This is a genomic window from Rhodococcus sp. DN22 (assembly GCF_036669995.1).
Taxonomy (GTDB): Bacteria; Actinomycetota; Actinomycetes; order Mycobacteriales; family Mycobacteriaceae; genus Rhodococcus_F; species Rhodococcus_F erythropolis.
On the sequence record NZ_CP133326.1, the window covers coordinates 3106513 to 3123112 of the forward strand.

Consider the following 16600-nt stretch of genomic DNA (forward strand, 5'->3'; position numbering starts at 1 on the left):
AGTAATCACTCGGATGAAGGAGGTAGGGGAGAGATGGATCGTTGTGTGGGGCGCAGTGCTGGTTGGAGAAACGGGATCTCGGGATTGAGTTCCGTTCCGTCAAAAGGAAATTCGCATCGGATCCGGACTCGGCGGGTAATCGAAAGTCGCCACGGTGAGGAAGTCGTCGACGTACCACCAAGCCGGGAATCGCCCGAAGACGATTCCCGACCGGTGTGAAATCAGATCTGTGAAATCAGATCAGGGAAGCTGCGAGGCAGCGTCCGAATCGAGGAACCAACGTGTCGCAACCAAACCGGTGGCGCCGGCAGACGGCCAGTCGTCGGCCGAAGCACCTCCGACGGCTTTGGCAACGGCCTCGGCCTTTGCAGCACCCGAGACGAGCAGCCAGACCTCTTTGGCTCGCCGAACAGCAGGCAACGTGAGGGTGATCCGCACCGGTGGCGGCTTGGGGGAGTCCATCACCGCGACTACGAAACGCGCTTCTTCGCGAACAGCGTCGGTATGCGGGAACAACGAGTTGACGTGTCCTTCGCCGCCCATACCGAGCAGGTGCACGTCGAACGTCGGAACCTGATTCCCGTGTGCCTGAGCGCCCAGCAGTTGTTCGTACGCCGTCGCCGCCCCGTGTGGATCACCGTCGTAGATACCGTCGGATGCGGCCATCGCATGTACCCTGTCGGGATCGACCGGCACATGATCGAGAAGCGCCTCACGTGCTTGCACTTCGTTCCGCTCGGGATCGCCGGACGGCAGGAACCGTTCGTCGCCCCAGTACAGATCGATCTGCGACCAGTCGATGTCGCCGGGAGCTTCACGCAACTTCTCGAGAAGTGCGATGCCGGTTCCACCGCCAGTCAGCACGATGGACGCAAACCCGCGAGCCTTCTGGGCATCGACGATGGTCGTGACCAGGCGTGCGGCGGCAGCGTCGACAAGTTGGCCGGCGTCGGAAAACTTCTCCACGACAACATCACTCATAGGTCACCTTCTCCAATCCGGCCAGAGCTTCTTCGTAGATCTCGTCCGGATCGAGCCGACGCAATTCCTCGGCGAGGCAATCGCGTGTCTCTCGACGACCCAGAGAAACCAGCGCGTCAGGCTGACCGGTGCGGATCAACGTAGCGGTCGTGCCCTCCTGCGGACGACTGATGGAGATACTGCGGGTCTCGAGCTTCAACTCGACCGTCAGCTCACCCGTACGTCGAATGACCGGACCGTCGATCTTGGCCGCCAACCAACCGGCGAGAATATCCAGTGCCGGTTCGGTTTTGAGACCGGAGACCACCGCTGAGGTGATCTTCTCGTGCGGCGGCTGATCGAGAGCCGACGCGAGGAGCGCGCGCCAGTAGGTGACGCGACTCCAGGCGAGATCGGTATCGCCGGCGGTGTACGACGCGAGTCGCCCCTTGATGGTGGCGGTCGGATCGGGGGCGCCGGTGGCATCGGTGATGCGCCGTATCGCGAGCTTCCCGACGGGATCCTTGGCCGGAATCTCGGGTGCCTCGAGGGGCCACCACGCGACTACCGGTGTATCGGGGAGCAGGAACGGGATGACGACGCTGCTCTCGTGATCCGCAAGCGGACCGTAGAGACGCAACACGACAACCTCCGAGGCGCCGGCGTCCCCGCCGACACGGATCTGAGCATCGAGCCTGGGCTCACTCTGCTCGTCGCCACGCAGAAGCACGATGACGCGGCATGGGTGCTCGCGGCTTGCTTCGTTGGCGGCCTCGATGGCTTCCTCGGCATTCCCGGTGTCCCTGGTGCAGACGACGAGCGTCAACACTCGTCCCAAGGTGACAGCGCCGCCGGTCTTACGTACCTCGACCAGTTTCTTGCTGACCTGGACCGTGGTGGTGGACGGCAAATCGAGAATCACTAGGGTCGCCTCCATTCGCGTCCGGTGCGTTGCATCATTTCGTCCGCAGACGGTGGTCCCCACGTTCCGGCCTCGTAGGGTTCCGGCTTACCGCCGGCAGCCCAGTGCTCGAGGACGGGATCGAGGATCTCCCAAGACAATTCGACTTCGGCATTCACCGGGAACAGAGACGGCTCGCCGAGCAACACGTCGAGAATGAGCCGCTCGTACGCCTCCGGAGACGACTCGGTGAAAGCCTGGCCGTACGAGAAGTCCATGTTGACGTCACGGACTTCCATGCTCGATCCGGGAACCTTCGAGCCGAACCGCATGGTGACGCCCTCGTCGGGCTGCACGCGGATGACCAGAGCGTTCTGGCCGAGGTCTTCGGTCATCGTCTTGTCGAACGGTAGGTGCGGTGCACGTTTGAACACCACCGCGATCTCGGTGACACGGCGTCCGAGTCGTTTGCCCGTGCGCAGGTAGAACGGCACACCCGCCCAGCGGCGGGTGTCGACCTCGAGGGTGATGGCGGCAAAGGTCTCCGTGATGGAGTCCGCTGCGAAGCCGTCTTCTTCGAGGAGCCCGACCACCGGCAGCCCACCCTGCCAGCCGCCCGCGTACTGGCCGCGGGCGGTGGTCTCGTCGAGGGGCTCGGCAAGGCGAGTAGCCGAGAGGACCTTGATCTTCTCCGCCTGCAGATTGAGCGGCTCGAAGCTGATGGGTTCTTCCATCGCCGTGAACGCGAGCAACTGCAGCAGGTGGTTCTGGATCACGTCACGGGCCGCGCCGATGCCGTCGTAGTACCCCGCGCGTCCACCGAGGCCGATGTCCTCGGCCATCGTGATCTGAACGTGGTCGACGTAGTGCGCGTTCCAGATCGGATCGAACAACTGGTTCGCGAAGCGCAGAGCCAGAATGTTCTGGACGGTTTCCTTACCGAGGTAGTGGTCGATACGGAAGACCGTGTCCTCGGGGAACACCTTGTTGACGACGGCGTTCAGTTCGCGAGCGCTCTCGAGGTCGTGGCCGAACGGCTTCTCGATGACGACTCGTCGCCACTGACCGTCCTCGGCCTGCGCGAGGCCCGACGCCGACAGTTGCTCGAGCACCTGAGGAAACGCGTTGGGCGGAATCGCAAGGTAGAAACCGTGATTGCCGCCGATACCACGTTCGTTGTCGAGCGTGGCCAACGTGTCGGACAGGTTCTGGAAGGCCTCGGCCTCGTCGAAACTGCCCTCCACGAACCGGATACCTTCGGCGAGCCTCTCCCAGACGTCCTGACGGAACTTGGTGCGAGCGCCGTCCTTGACTGCTTCGAGGACGACGTTCGTGAAGTCCTCGTCCGTCCAGTCACGCCGGGCGAACCCGACCAGAGCGAATCCGGGCGGCAACAGTCCACGGTTGGCGAGGTCGTAGATGGCGGGCATGAGCTTGCGCCTGGCAAGGTCGCCGGTAACACCGAAAATCACCAGGGCGCAGGGCCCCGCAATGTGCGGAAGCCGTTTGTCGGTGCTGTCCCGAAGGGGATTCACCCAATCTGATGCCGCCGCGGAATCGCTCACAGGCTCAGCTCTTCTGGGTTGCTGCGCGGAGCTGCTCGGCGGTTGCGTCGAGCAACTCGTTCCAGGACACCTCGAACTTGTCGACGCCCTCTGTCTCGAGGACCTTGAACACGTCCGCAAGATCGATGCCGACTGCAGCGAGCTGATCGAAGACCGCCTGTGACTCCTGAGCGGTGCCCGAGATCGTGTCGCCGGTGATCTCGCCGTGGTCGGCGAGAGCGTCGAGCGTCTTCTCCGGCATGGTGTTGACCGTGTTCGGCGCAACCAACTCGGTGACGTAGAGAGTGTCGGGGTAATCCGGGTTCTTCACGCCGGTCGACGCCCACAGCGGACGCTGAGCCTTGGCGCCGTCGGACAGAAGAGCCTGGAAGCGCGGCTGCACCTCGAAGATCTGCTGGTACGCGTTGTACGCCAGACGCGCGTTTGCGAGTGCAGCCTTGCCACGAAGCTCGAGGGCTTCCGGCGTGCCGATTGCCGTGAGGCGGTTGTCGATCTCGGAATCCACGCGGGAGACGAAGAACGAGGCGACCGACTCGATGGACGAGATGTCGCGGCCGGCAGCCTTGGCGGTGTCCAGACCTTCCAGGTATGCGCCCATGACTGCCTCGTAGCGCTCGACCGAGAAGATCAAGGTGACGTTGACGCTGATGCCCTCACCGATCACCTTGGCGATGGCGGGAATGCCTGCCAGCGTCGCGGGGATCTTGATCAGGACGTTCGGACGATCGACGATCTTGTGCAGCTCGATCGCCTGCGCGACGGTGGCGTCGGTGTCGTGTGCCAGGCGAGGATCGACTTCGATGGACACGCGGCCGTCGACGCCGTTCGACGCCTCGAACTGCGGAGCCAGGATGTCGCACGCAGCACGCACGTCGTCGGTGGTCACCGCGGTGATGGTGGCGTCGACATCGGCGCCGCGCTGTGCGAGCTCACGGACCTGAGCGTCGTACGCCGATCCCTTGGACAGTGCCGCCTGGAAGATCGACGGGTTGGTCGTGACACCCACGATCGACTTCGTGTCGATGAGGTTCTGCAGGTTGCCGGACTGGATGCGATCCCGCGAGAGGTCGTCGAGCCAGATGGAAACGCCTGCAGCGGAGAGCTTTTCGGTAGTCACGTTCTGTGTCATCGAGATCATCCCTTCACAGCTGCGAGGGAGCGCTGCGCGGCTTCGACAGTCGCGTCGGCAGTGATGCCGAACTCCCGGAACAAGGTCTTGTAATCGGCGGAAGCGCCGTAGTGCTCGAGCGAGACGGCCTGACCGGCGTCGCCGAGGATGCGCCACCACGGCATCGCGATGCCGGCTTCGACGGACACACGCGCGCGCACGGCGGGCGGAATGACCTCGTCGCGGTACGCCTGATCCTGCTCGAGGAACCAATCGAGGCACGGCACGGAAACGACGCGGGTTGCGACGCCCTGAGCTTCGAGGGTTTCGCGAGCCTCGGTGGCCAGATGCAGTTCGGAACCGGTCGCCAGCAAGATGACCTCGGGCGAACCGTTGGCTGCGTCGACGAGGACGTAAGCGCCGCGCTTGACACCCTCGGCAGCCTTCTCCTTGGTGCCTTCGAGAACCGGGATGTCCTGGCGAGTGAGTGCCAGAGCCGTCGGGCCCGTCTTGTTCTCGAGTGCTGCCTGCCATGCGAACGAGGTCTCGTTGGCGTCACCCGGGCGGACGACGGCGAGGTTCGGGATCGCACGAAGAGCAGCGAGGTGCTCGACCGGCTGGTGGGTCGGGCCGTCTTCGCCGAGACCGATGGAGTCGTGGGTCCAGACGTAGGTGACGGCAGTCTTCATCAGTGCGGCCAGGCGAACCGCCGGACGCATGTAGTCGGAGAAGACCATGAAGGTTCCGCCGTACGGGCGGGTGGGTCCGTGAAGCGCGATGCCGTTGAGGATCGAGCCCATCGCGTGCTCGCGGATGCCGAAGTGGAGCGTGCGGCCGTAAGGCTGCGCATTCCAGTCGTTGGTGGAGATGGAGAACGGGCCGAACGAATCTGCGCCCTTGATGGTGGTGTTGTTGCTGCCGGCGAGGTCGGCGGAGCCGCCCCACAGCTCGGGCAGGATCGGTCCGAGCGCGTTGAGTGCCGAACCGGAGGCCTTGCGAGTCGCAACGCCCTTGGCGTCGGCCTCGTAGGTCGGGAGAGCGTCGGCCCAGCCGGCGGGGAACTCACCGGCGAACAGGCGGTCGAAGAGTTCCTTGCGCTCGGTCTCACGTGCAGCCCACGCGTCGAACTCGACCTGCCATGCCTTGCGTGCGTCGGCGCCGCGGGAGACGACCTCACGGGCGTGAGCCAGAGCGTCGGCGTCGACGTCGAAGGACTTGGCCGGATCGAAGCCGAGGGCTTCCTTGACCGCTGCAACTTCGTCGGCACCGAGAGCGGAGCCGTGGACGTCGCCGGTGTTCATCTTCTTCGGAGCCGGAAAACCGATGATGGTGCGGAGCAAGATGATGGACGGACGATCGACGACGGCCTTGGCCGCGGCAACCGCGTCGAGGATGCCGGAGACGTTCTCGCCACCTTCGACGTGCTGAACGTGCCAGCCGTATGCCTCGTATCGCTTTCCGACGTCTTCGCCGAGAGCGATGGTGGTGTCGTGCTCGATGGAGATCTTGTTGTCGTCGTAGAAGACGATGAGGTTGCCCAGTTCCTGGACACCGGCGAGCGACGAGGCCTCGGACGTGACGCCTTCTTCGATGTCACCGTCGGACGCGATCACGTAGATGTGATGGTCGAAGGGGGAGGAGCCGACCGGGGTCTCCGGATCGAACAACCCACGCTCACGACGCGCAGCCATCGCCATACCGACTGCGGACGCAAGGCCCTGGCCCAGCGGACCGGTGGTCATCTCGACGCCGACGGTGTGGCCGACCTCGGGGTGGCCGGGGGTCAGTGCGCCCCACGTGCGGAGAGCTTCGAGGTCAGCGAGCTCGAGACCGTAGCCCGACAGGTAGAGCTGGGTGTACAGCGTCAAGGATGAATGGCCACAGGAGAGAACGAAGCGGTCACGGCCGACCCATTCTGCATCCGAAGGATCGTGGCGCATGACGCGCTGGAAGAGGGTGTATGCCAACGGCGCCAAGCTCATTGCAGTTCCGGGATGGCCGTTGCCGACCTTCTGAACCGCGTCGGCGGCGAGCACGCGGGCGGTATCGACAGCCTTGGTGTCCAGGTCGGTCCAGTCCGAGGGGTGGACGGGTTGCGTGAGGACGTGGATCTCGTCTGTGATCGACACTGGCAGATGTCTCCTGACATGGTGTACGTGGATTGCGAGGGTGGGGTGTCCCTCCACTGCGTAACCCAGCCTAATGGTCCTGGCTGTCCGGGTCGATTCGGTTCCTCAATGGCTGCGGTCTACCATCGTTCGTAGTAGAGAACAGTGTCAGCAGTGTGTCGTGAAGAGTTAGTGCGGTAACGCGTGGTGCAAGGAGAGAACGTGCGGACAGGGCAACAGCCGAGCGGACATGGCTTCGGCAGCCCAGGTGCCGCCCCGCGGGCGACCAATACCGATACGGTGTGGGGTCGCGCAACGGGCAAGGTTCTGGCTTATATCGCGCTCACGAAGCCGCGAGTGATCGAATTGCTGTTGGTGGCAACCATTCCGGCAATGCTGCTGGCCGATCGCGGAACGGTCGACATCGTTCTGATCCTCAGCACCCTCTTCGGTGGCTGGATGGGCGCGGCGAGTGCGAACTCGCTCAACTGCGTTGTCGACGCCGACATCGACAAGGTCATGAAGCGCACGGCGAAGCGTCCGCTGGCCCGCGAGGCGGTGCCGACGCGCAACGCGCTCGTCTTCGGGCTCCTTCTCGGACTCGCGTCGTTCCTGTGGCTGTGGTGGCGAGCCAACCTCCTAGCCGGCATCCTCGTCGTGATCACGATCGCGTTCTACGTCCTCATCTACACGATGGTTCTCAAGCGTCGTACCTGGCAGAACGTCATCTGGGGTGGCGCAGCCGGATGTATGCCCGTCCTCGTGGGCTGGGCCGCTGTCACCGGGTCGCTGAGCTGGCAGCCCGTCGTGCTGTTCCTGATCATCTTCTTCTGGACGCCGCCGCATACCTGGGCGCTGGCGATGCGATACAAAGAGGACTACAAAGCTGCCGGTGTTCCCATGCTTCCGGTGATCGCCACCGAAGAGCACGTCACCAAGCAGATTCTGTTCTACAGCTGGGCAATGGTCGTCACGACGCTTGTCCTCGTCCCCGCGTCGGGCGTCATCTACGCCGCAATCACCATCGTCGCCGGTGCGTGGTTCCTGCTCATGGCACATCAGCTGTACCGCAGCGTTCGCGGTGGTGCTCAGGTCAAACCGCTCCGCCTGTTCCTGCAGTCCAACAACTATCTTGCGATCGTGTTCGTCGGCCTCGCTGTCGACTCGGTTCTCGGACTGCAGACGATCAGCGACATGCTCAGCTGATTCTGCTGTGCGCCTTTATTAACCGCGGGCGGTTAATAAAGGCGCACAGCACTTCGCTAGGGGATCAGAACGATCGACCCGGTCGTTGCTCTACCTTCCAGATCCCGATGGGCTGTTGCCGCGTCGGCGAGGGGATAATCGGCGCCGACACGAATATCGAGCTTCCCGGCCGCAATGGCGTCGAAGACATCGCCGGCACGCCAGGTCAGTTCCTCTCGAGTGCGAATGTGATGCGCGAGCGTCGGACGCGTCAGGAACAGCGAACCCGACGAATTGAGCCGCTGCGGATCGACAGGCGGAACCGGTCCACTGGCCGCACCGAACAAAGCGACCGTGCCGCGGATGCGCACGGAAGCCAAGCTCGAATCAAAAGTTGTCGCGCCGACGCCGTCGTATGCCGCCGCTACTCCTTCGCCGCCGGTCAACTCCCGGACTCGCGCTGCGATGTCCTCGTCGTACCGCAGAACCTCCGAGGCACCGGCGCCGCGCGAGAGTCCTTCCTTTGCATCCGATGACACAGTCGTGATGACCTTCGCCCCGAGGCTGACGGCCATCTGCGTCAGGATCAACCCGACGCCGCCCGCGCCTGCGTGCACGAGCACGGTGTCGCCGCTCTGGATCGGATACGTCGACTTCGCGAGGTAGTGCGCTGTCATCCCCTGCAGGAGCGCCGACGCTGCGGCCGATGCCGGGACACCGTCAGGCACTTTCACTGCGACTGCGGCGGGAACAGCCACCTTCTCGGCATAGCTGCCAGTGGCAGCGGCCCACGCGACCCGGTCGCCCACGGAGAATTCGTTGACCTCGGAGCCGACAGCTTCGACGACACCGCTGCCCTCGTCGCCGGGAATGTAGGGGAGCGGACGCTTGTACTGGCCCATTCGGAAGTACGTGTCGATGAAATTGATGCCGATCGCTTCGGTCTTGACGAGTAGATCGCCTGGGCCGGGTGTCGGTTCGGGTTGTTCGGTCAGAGTCAGAACCTCTGGTCCGCCGGTCTCGGTCACGTAGATGGCTCGCATGGTTTCTGTTCTACACCCGAGGCGGCCGACGCTCAGTCCATGCCTGGTGTCGCTTCCGGGCTACCGACCAGTATTGTCGAGTCATGAGCACCGATACCGAGAAGTCGGACGCCACCCCGTCCGCGCCGGAACTGCCGAAGTCCACGGTGAACGCCATCACCAAGTTCGTCGCCGAGCACGGCGGCTCCGCCAGCGCCGTCATCCAGCCGGTCGGCCTGGCCGGCGTTCGCATCACCCTCGTAGGTGCCGACGGCATCCTCGGTGATCAGGTCGTCGAGGACCTCGCCACGGCCAATGCCGTCGTTGCGTCCTTCGACAACGTCACCGTTGCCGAGTGGGAGCGCGAACTGACGAGCATCGTCACCCCGCAGGAAGGCCATTTCAAGAAGATGGCCGGTTGGGTCGCCAACCAGACTCGGTTCCCGAAAGCTCGCAACGAATCCTGAAATGACGTGTGGGGCGTAGGAACACCTTTTGGTGTTCCTACGCCCCACACGTGTCTTGAAGCGTCAGACAGCTGGTATCGGCGAATTGGTCGGCGTGTACTGGCGGGTCTTACCCGCAGCCCAAACTGCTGCGGTCGCAGCCGTGCACAGTCCTGCACCGGCGACGTGCATGATCACCAGAACTTCCGGCACATCGGTGAAGTACTGCACGACACCGATGAGCGACTGCGCGAGGATCAGTCCCAGCAGGACCTTCAGACGGATCTTCACGGCTGCGGATGTCCCGACCGCATACAGGCCGAAGGTCAGACCCACGACCAGCGCGAGATATCCGACCAGAAGCTGTGAGTGCAGATGGACGAGCGTCACGATCTCGATCTCCAGGCGAGGCACCGTCCGGTCCAGTCCCTTGTCGCCGGCGTGCGGGCCTGCGCCCGTTACGAGAGTTCCAGCGACCAAAACGCCGGCGAGCGCGACACCTGACAGCGCGGTAAGCCAGCGCAACGGCTTCGGCATCACGACCAGAGTTGTTGCTTCGTCGGGTTCCGCGATCTTCGCGTACATCACCGTGGCAACCCAGACCATCAGCATCGACGCAACCAGGTGAATGGCGACCGTCCACCACAGCAAGCCTGTGAGGACGGTGATACCGCCGATCACTGCCTGAACGACAGTGCCGAGCGGCATCATCCAGGCGTAGACAAGCACCTCTTTGCGTCGGCGAGCGCGAGTCACCGCAAGCACGATCGCAGCGGCGACGATGACGACCAGGAAGGTCAGCAGGCGGTTGCCGAACTCGACGGCTTGGTGAATCACCGCGACCTGTCCGTGGCCGACCGGGACGAAGCTACCGGGGAAGCACTGCGGCCACGTCGGGCAACCGAGTCCCGAGTCCGTCACGCGCACCACCGCGCCGGTGACAGCGATGCCGCCCTGCGTCAGGATCACGATGAACGCGATGATTTTCTGCGTTTTCAGCGAGGGGAGAGGTAGTCGATCCACCAAGCGTAAAAATCCGGCATACACACGATTCACCACGCCAACGATCGTAGTTCCCCATCAACTACACAGTGTCGTTGGGGCCAGCTCGCTCCGCGCCTGCCCCGCGTCGTTGGGGCCAGCTCGCTCCGCGCCTGCCCCGCGTCGTTGGGGCCAGCTCGCTCCGCGCCTGCCCCGCGTCGTTGGGGCCAGCTCGCTCCGCGCCTGCCCCGCGTCGTTGGGGCCAGCTCGCTCCGCGCCTGCCCCGCGTCGTTGGGGCCAGCTCGCTCCGCGCCTGCCCCGCGTCGTTGGGGCCAGCTCGCTCCGCGCCTGCCCCGACTCGTCGAGACCAGAACTGCGCAGCCGTGGGGCCAGCTCGCGTCAGTTCGCGCGAACTCGCACGATTCCCGAGATCGTTCCCTGGAAGTACTCGCCCGACTCGGTGATGAGTGCAGACATCTGAAGGGTGTCGTTGAGGATCGTCGACGGCAACGGAGTCGAACCGATCTGAGACCCGTCCTTCGAGTCGATCACCGCGAAGGAGTAACCGTCCAGCGGAGAGGTGTTCGGAGCACCGTCCCGTGTCACCGTGTAAATCGAGCCGTCAGCCGTCGAGAGGTGAGGTACCGCGGAGCTGCGAATCGTGTTGTCCCACACGACATGGCAGCCGACCGGATCGATGTCGACGCGGGTCATTCCGCCGTTGAAGGGTGCCGTGGCGGGGACCGCTGGACCGGCACCTTCAGGAGTCGTGGGGTACGGGTATCCGTAAGTGCCGGCGACGTAGACGGAATGACCGATGCCGACGGGGGAGTTCTCGCTGCCGCTCGGTGAGCCGTCCTGGCTGGCAGCGGACAACACCGGCTGCGTGCACACCTCGGCGCCCGTGTCAGCGCGATAGACATGCAAGCTCACTGTCGGGTGGGCGTTGTCGACGATGGTCAAGAAATCGCTGCCCGTCGACGGGCCGAAGTATGTCGGCGTCGATCCGGTTCCCCAGCTGAGCTGACCCGGATTACGGGCCGGCCCGCGGTCGTACGGCTGACGCCAGTCGATGACGACCTCGTCGCCATTTCGCTTCAGTTGGTAGAGCGCGTGGGTAGTTGCGACAGCAGTGCCCGTCGGGGAGGTGGAGATGCTGTTCTGCACCTGTTCACCTTCGGGGAGCGCAATGCTGTGCGCGATTCGATCCGCGCCGACATACCCGACGGTGCCGTGCCCGGTGGCGAACCAGACATTGCCGTCCCAGTCCGGAGCGAGGCCGGTGACGTTGTCGTCGGCGGCAACCGCACCACTGAGATCGATGACCTCCGCGAGTTCCAGCCGCCAACTGCCGTCCGGATTCTGCGCATGGGAAATGCGGACCAGTTGACGGTTTCCGTCGACGGCTACGAGACGGTTCTCGTTGTCGAGGTAGGCGTAGACGCCGCCGAGCAGACTGCCCTTCGCGAGCGGCAGTTGTGCTACGGATCTACCCAACGGCGTGGCGTCGGCCTTCGGATCGATCAAATGGATGGTCGGGATCTGGCCGATCATCGTCGTGCAGAGCGAGACGACCATGCCGTCGGAACCCTGGAGGACCGTCGGGCAGGCGGCCATCATCGGGAAAGCTGTCACCTCGTGTGGGCCGGTTCCTGGACCAGGCAGCGGCGTGACGTCGGACGAGCCCGCGTCACCGTGCATGGTGGAAGTACCGACGGGACCGAGGTACGGATTTGCAGGTGCGAGGGGACCGGACACCGAAGGGGTCGCCGTTGCGGGTCCGGCACACAACATGACTGTTGCGGCCACACAGCCGACGATCTGAGCTGTCCGTCGTGTACTCACGTGAACTTGAACCACCTTGCTGCGCAGACTCCGGCCACTGCGGCCCAGATGAGAAGTACGAGAATCGAGAACCAGTCCATCGAGGTGTCGAGGGCCGCTTCGAGTGCGTGTGCGAGAGCGCCGGACGGAACAATGCGGACCAGCGTGTGGACGGCGGTCGGAAGTTCACCACTGGCGAAGACCACACTGCCGATGCCCACCATGATGAACCACAGGATGTTGGCGAGAGCGAGAACGATCTCTGCTCGCAAAGTACCGCCGAGCAGTAGGCCAAGCGCTGCAAATGTGACAGTACCGATGGCAATGACCACTGCGCCGAGTACAAGTTCGACGAATGACGGACGCCATCCCAACGCCAAACCGATAGCGCCGAGCAAGAGTGACTGCAGAGCCACGACGATGATGACGGCAGCGCTCTTGCCTGCGATGATTCCCCACCGCGGTAGCGGCGTTGCACCGAGTCGCTTGAGCGCGCCGTATCGGCGGTCGAATCCGACGGCGATGGCCTGTCCGGTGAACGCCGTCGACATCACGGCAACCATCATGACACCAGGGAGCACGGTATCGACCCGAGAATCGCCCAAATCGCCGATCGGAAGTAGACACAGTCCGATGAGCAGGGTGATCGGGATGAACATGGTGAGCAGCAATTGCTCACCGTTGCGGAGCAGAAGAGTCAGCTCCAGTTTGGTCTGCGCCGCCAGCATCTTGGCCGCCGAATTGGGGCGGGGATCCGGCGAGAAGGTGCGTGGCTCGAAGCGGTTCTCGGCGAGCCGTCGGTCTCTGGCAACGCTGATGGGACTGCTCTGGCCGTTCGACGCTGTTTCGTTCATGACCTTGATCTCCGTCATCCCCTCAGTTCCCGGCCCGTCAATTCGAGGAAGACGTCTTCCAGACTCCGTTGATCGACGCGAATGTCGTTGATCAGCACGTCCTGATCGGCACACCACGTTGCGACAGTCGCCACGGTTGCCGGATCGATTGCACCTTCGACGACATAGGTGCCGGGGTTGGATTCCTCGATGCGGAACCCGGCGAGTGAACCGGCCAGCGAATCGAGGCTCAAACCGGGAACCGTCGTCAGACGGAGTTGTCCTTCGGCGCCCTTGCTGGTGACCTCCGCCGGCGTTCCCGACGCGACGATCTTGCCGTGGTCGATGATGACCAGTTCGTCGGCGAGCGCTTCGGCCTCGTCCATGAGGTGTGTGGTGAGCAGGACGCTCACGCCGTCGCGTCGCAGAGCATCGATGAGTTCCCACACGAGCAGGCGCGCCTGAGCGTCGAGGCCGGCGGTGGGTTCGTCCAGAAATACCAACTCGGGACGCCCGACCAGCGCGCACGCCAGGGACAGTCGTTGCTGCTGGCCTCCGGAGAGGCGGCGGTACGGGGTCTTGCGCGCATCGGTGAGGCCGAGTTTGGAAAGGAGCCAGGCGGGATCGAGCGGGTCGGCCGAGTATGCGGCCACGAGGTCGAGCATTTCCCCGGCCTTGGACCCGGGGTACGCGCCGCCGCCCTGCAGCATGACGCCGATTCGCGAGCGGACTTCACCGGAGTCGGCGATGGGGTCGAGACCGAGCACTCGAACCGTGCCGGCATCGGGGGTGACAAACCCTTCGCACATCTCGACGGTGGTTGTCTTGCCGGCTCCGTTGGGGCCGAGCAGGGCAACGACCTGGGCCGTCTCGACAGTGAGATCGATACCGTCGACGGCTCGAACACCGTCGAAGGACTTGACGACACCCTGGATCTGTACCGCCGGCGTCGACGATCTGGAGGCTCTCGAGGTCACGGGGAATCAGCGTAAGCCCCCGCCGAGTTGTCTTCGTCTACCGGTCCGCCTTTCGTGATCTCCGCTACTGGCTTGTCGCTACGCCAGGGGAGTGAATTGCGGGTGAAGACGATGAGCGTTCCGGCGGTGAGGATGGTCGCGATGACGGCCTGCACGATCATGAACGGAAGGTATTCGGCGCCGTTGGACATCAACATGACGCTGACGATCGAGGTGAAGACGACGGCAGGGATGCGGAAAATCGGCGCGGTGGCCCACGCCGCCAACGGAAGGATCGCCCACAGCAGGTACCACGGCTGAACGACGGGGAACAGGAGAACGATCGCGCCGAGCGCGATGCCGAGTCCGCCGACCGGATGGATGCGGCCCATGTAGACCGAGATCATCATCCGTGCGGTGACGAGCATGGCGACGAGAGTTGCGATGGGCCGCGTGATCGTGAGGATCGCCGTCGTGTGATCGCCGAGTCCGAGCAGTACGCCTGCCAATCCCGTGCCGACGCCCAGGAGCGTCGGGATGGACATCCAACTCCGGACTGCCGTGGCGGTGTCGAGGGTGTTGATCCAACCCATACCGAGCCCACTGGCCACGCTGATGACAAACGTGACGACAGCGGCAACGATGCCCAGGAGAATCGCGGCTCCCGCCAGGGCTTTCCAGGTTCCACCCCAACGCCGGGCCAAGGCCATGCCGACAAATCCCAGTGCAAGCAAGGACGGAATTTTGACGGTCGACGACAATGCGATCAAACCTGATCCCGCAACGAGATAGAACAGCGCTCGCCCACGGATGGGCCCGGACCCTTCGACTGCGCGAAGAGCGATCTCGATTCCGGCGAGCATCAACCCGAGCATGAGTGCTTCGTTGTGGATGCCGGCCACCAAGTGGAAGAGCAACAGCGGGTTCGCGGCACCGAGCCAGAGCGAACTGACGGCAGAGACACCGCATCGCTTGGCCAGTCGCGGTATCGCCCACACGATGAGCGCGACGCCGGCCAATGCGAGCAAGCGGTGCAAGAAGATTCCGGCCACGATGTTGTCGCCGGTCAGTGAGCTGATCCCGCGTCCCAGCCACAGGAAGAACGGACCGTACGGAGCCGGGGTGTCGCGCCAGATCGTCGGAACCGTGCGGGTGAGAACGTGGTCGACGCCCAGTGCCGCCTTGGGGCCGATGGCGTACGGATCGAGTCCACGGGCCGCGATTTCGCTTTGAGCCAGATACGAGTAGACGTCGCGGCTGAACATCGGCGGTGCGACCGAGAGCGGCAGGATCCACAGCAGGAGTGTGCGGTCCAACTGGGAACGGGTCATGCGCCGCGGTGCGCCGGAACGGCTGCGTATGTCCCCGACTGCAAATCGGCCCATCATCAGCCAGGCCAGAACGACGAGCACGGTTCCGGTCATCGTCATGGTGAGTGAGACCGTCGGCATACGTCCGGGAAGGCTGAGGACTCGAAGTCCTGCGGTCGGATTCTGCAGGACGGGTTGTGCGCCGGCGCCGAGCGCTCCGACTGCCATCAAGACCGCGCCGGTTGCGCCGAATCGGCGAATCCCTCGCAGTTGTGCGGTTTCCTTCGCGTTCAGGCCCGGGCGCTCGTCCTCGTCGCCGTGCAGCACCGCGGCCATACTCTGCCGGGGAGCGGATCCGAAAGGTCGAACGCCGATTGTGGAAAGCGCGAGTGCCTTGGGTTTTTCCAGCAGGATCGCGCGCGCCGATCGGGCGGTCGTCGTCTTCTCGGGGGTCTGCGGCACACCAGGCAGCGTAGCGGCTCCATCCAGCCGGACAGACAAGCACAAACAACGTACGTTGTCCGGATATTCCCGAATGTAATGCAGGTTGCCCTTAGTAGACCTGCGAAAAGAATTCCGTCACACTTGTGTTGTGAAAAGAAATGCGTCAGACCCACGAAGCAAGGAAGTTGCAGGTCAGCCCACTGTAGCGGCCTCGCCGAGTGCTGCCGCAAATCCGGTGACAGTGAGCGTCGAAGGTCAGACGCGGGCGGCAGTGGTCAAGCTGCTACTCGAAGAAGGCCCCATTACCGCCTCCGAAATCGGCACGCGCCTCGGTTTGAGTGCCGCAGGTGTCCGACGTCACTTGGATGCGTTGATCGAGTCCGGCGAAGCCCGAACTGCTTCGGCGTCGTCGCTGCGTCAGCGTGGACGAGGTCGTCCCGCCAAGCAGTTCCAGATCACCGCGACCGGTCGCGGCCGCCTCGGCCACACCTACGACGATCTGGCGGGAGCCGCGATGCGGCAACTCCGTGAAATCGGCGGAGACGCGGCAATCGAGGAGTTCGCCAAGCGTCGGGTTCAGGCGATCGTCGGAGACGTCGAACCGGCTGATCCGACAGATGTCGACAACGTCGAGGCGACAGCGGACGCAATCGCCGAAGCCTTCAACGCGGTGGGGTTCGCGGCGTCGACCCGGCCGGTCGGCAACGGCGTGCAGATCTGCCAACACCATTGCCCGGTTTCCCATGTGGCAGAAGAGTTTCCGGAACTGTGCGAGGCAGAGCAGCAAGCATTCCGGCAATTGCTCGGGACTCATGTTCAGCGTCTGGCGACCATCGCCAACGGTGACTGCGCCTGCACGACGCACGTGCCCCTCGTGTCCACCGGGAGTAGATGACCGGACCAGAGTGTTCTACAGAGCGTTGCCACCGTGCAGCGTTCGAATAAAGATTTTTCAGC

General features: G+C 63.9%; 14 protein-coding genes. 3 read left to right on the forward strand and 11 right to left on the reverse strand.

Annotated elements, in window-relative coordinates; all coding sequences use genetic code 11:
* Positions 1-240: 240 nt before the first annotated feature.
* Genes pgl through tkt form a run of 5 tightly spaced genes read right to left on the reverse strand, consistent with a single transcriptional unit; the run spans position 241 to position 6663 of the window.
* The gene (gene pgl, locus RA302_RS14400; protein ID WP_338481159.1) at positions 241-981 is read right to left on the reverse strand and encodes a 6-phosphogluconolactonase; all 741 of its coding nucleotides are present in this window, start codon (positions 979-981) and stop codon (positions 241-243) included.
* Positions 974-1882: a glucose-6-phosphate dehydrogenase assembly protein OpcA gene (opcA, locus tag RA302_RS14405; protein ID WP_003944921.1), complete on the reverse strand. Its 909-nt coding sequence runs from the start codon at positions 1880-1882 to the stop codon at positions 974-976. Before opcA ends, pgl begins: the two co-directional genes overlap by 8 nt.
* On the reverse strand, positions 1882-3426 hold the full coding sequence (gene zwf / locus RA302_RS14410; RefSeq protein ID WP_030536404.1) for a glucose-6-phosphate dehydrogenase: 1545 nt from the start codon (positions 3424-3426) through the stop codon (positions 1882-1884). Before zwf ends, opcA begins: the two co-directional genes overlap by 1 nt.
* Before the next feature lie 4 nt (positions 3427-3430).
* Positions 3431-4555 (reverse strand): transaldolase, encoded by a 1125-nt coding sequence (tal, locus tag RA302_RS14415; protein WP_030536403.1) that lies wholly within the window; start codon positions 4553-4555, stop codon positions 3431-3433.
* A gap of 5 nt (positions 4556-4560) precedes the next feature.
* Positions 4561-6663 carry a transketolase gene (tkt, locus tag RA302_RS14420; RefSeq protein ID WP_003944976.1) on the reverse strand — a complete coding sequence of 701 codons (2103 nt, stop codon included), beginning with the start codon at positions 6661-6663 and terminating at the stop codon, positions 4561-4563.
* 201 nt (positions 6664-6864) lie between these two features.
* Between tkt and RA302_RS14425 the strand changes: the two genes are divergently transcribed.
* On the forward strand, positions 6865-7848 hold the full coding sequence (locus RA302_RS14425; protein WP_003944994.1) for a heme o synthase: 984 nt from the start codon (positions 6865-6867) through the stop codon (positions 7846-7848).
* Positions 7849-7904: 56 nt separating this feature from the next.
* Here the strand turns inward: RA302_RS14425 and RA302_RS14430 are convergent, their stop codons facing one another.
* Complete coding sequence (locus RA302_RS14430) at positions 7905-8870, reverse strand: quinone oxidoreductase (protein ID WP_007727939.1); 966 nt, start codon at positions 8868-8870, stop codon at positions 7905-7907.
* An 83-nt stretch (positions 8871-8953) separates the two neighbouring features.
* On the opposite strand from RA302_RS14430, the gene RA302_RS14435 reads away from it, so the two are divergent.
* Positions 8954-9316, forward strand: a complete 363-nt coding sequence (locus tag RA302_RS14435; protein WP_003945032.1) for a hypothetical protein — start codon at positions 8954-8956, stop codon at positions 9314-9316.
* Positions 9317-9379: 63 nt separating this feature from the next.
* On the opposite strand, the gene RA302_RS14440 is transcribed toward RA302_RS14435, so the two are convergent.
* From RA302_RS14440 to mptB, 5 genes are all read right to left on the reverse strand, one after another.
* Positions 9380-10354, reverse strand: a complete 975-nt coding sequence (locus RA302_RS14440) for a heme A synthase (RefSeq protein WP_021332987.1) — start codon at positions 10352-10354, stop codon at positions 9380-9382.
* Positions 10355-10675: 321 nt separating this feature from the next.
* Positions 10676-12070, reverse strand: coding sequence for a hypothetical protein (locus RA302_RS14445; protein WP_218960187.1), 1395 nt, complete (start codon positions 12068-12070; stop codon positions 10676-10678).
* Positions 12071-12117: 47 nt separating this feature from the next.
* Positions 12118-12972 carry an ABC transporter permease gene (locus tag RA302_RS14450; RefSeq protein WP_080712737.1) on the reverse strand — a complete coding sequence of 285 codons (855 nt, stop codon included), beginning with the start codon at positions 12970-12972 and terminating at the stop codon, positions 12118-12120.
* Positions 12969-13910, reverse strand: a complete 942-nt coding sequence (locus tag RA302_RS14455) for an ABC transporter ATP-binding protein (protein ID WP_007727917.1) — start codon at positions 13908-13910, stop codon at positions 12969-12971. Before RA302_RS14455 ends, RA302_RS14450 begins: the two co-directional genes overlap by 4 nt.
* Positions 13907-15661 carry a polyprenol phosphomannose-dependent alpha 1,6 mannosyltransferase MptB gene (mptB, locus tag RA302_RS14460; RefSeq protein WP_003944776.1) on the reverse strand — a complete coding sequence of 585 codons (1755 nt, stop codon included), beginning with the start codon at positions 15659-15661 and terminating at the stop codon, positions 13907-13909. Before mptB ends, RA302_RS14455 begins: the two co-directional genes overlap by 4 nt.
* Positions 15662-15791: 130 nt before the next feature.
* On the opposite strand from mptB, the gene RA302_RS14465 reads away from it, so the two are divergent.
* A complete protein-coding gene (locus tag RA302_RS14465; RefSeq protein WP_269455348.1) occupies positions 15792-16538 on the forward strand; it encodes a metalloregulator ArsR/SmtB family transcription factor in 747 nt (248 codons plus the stop codon).
* Positions 16539-16600 lie beyond the last annotated feature (62 nt).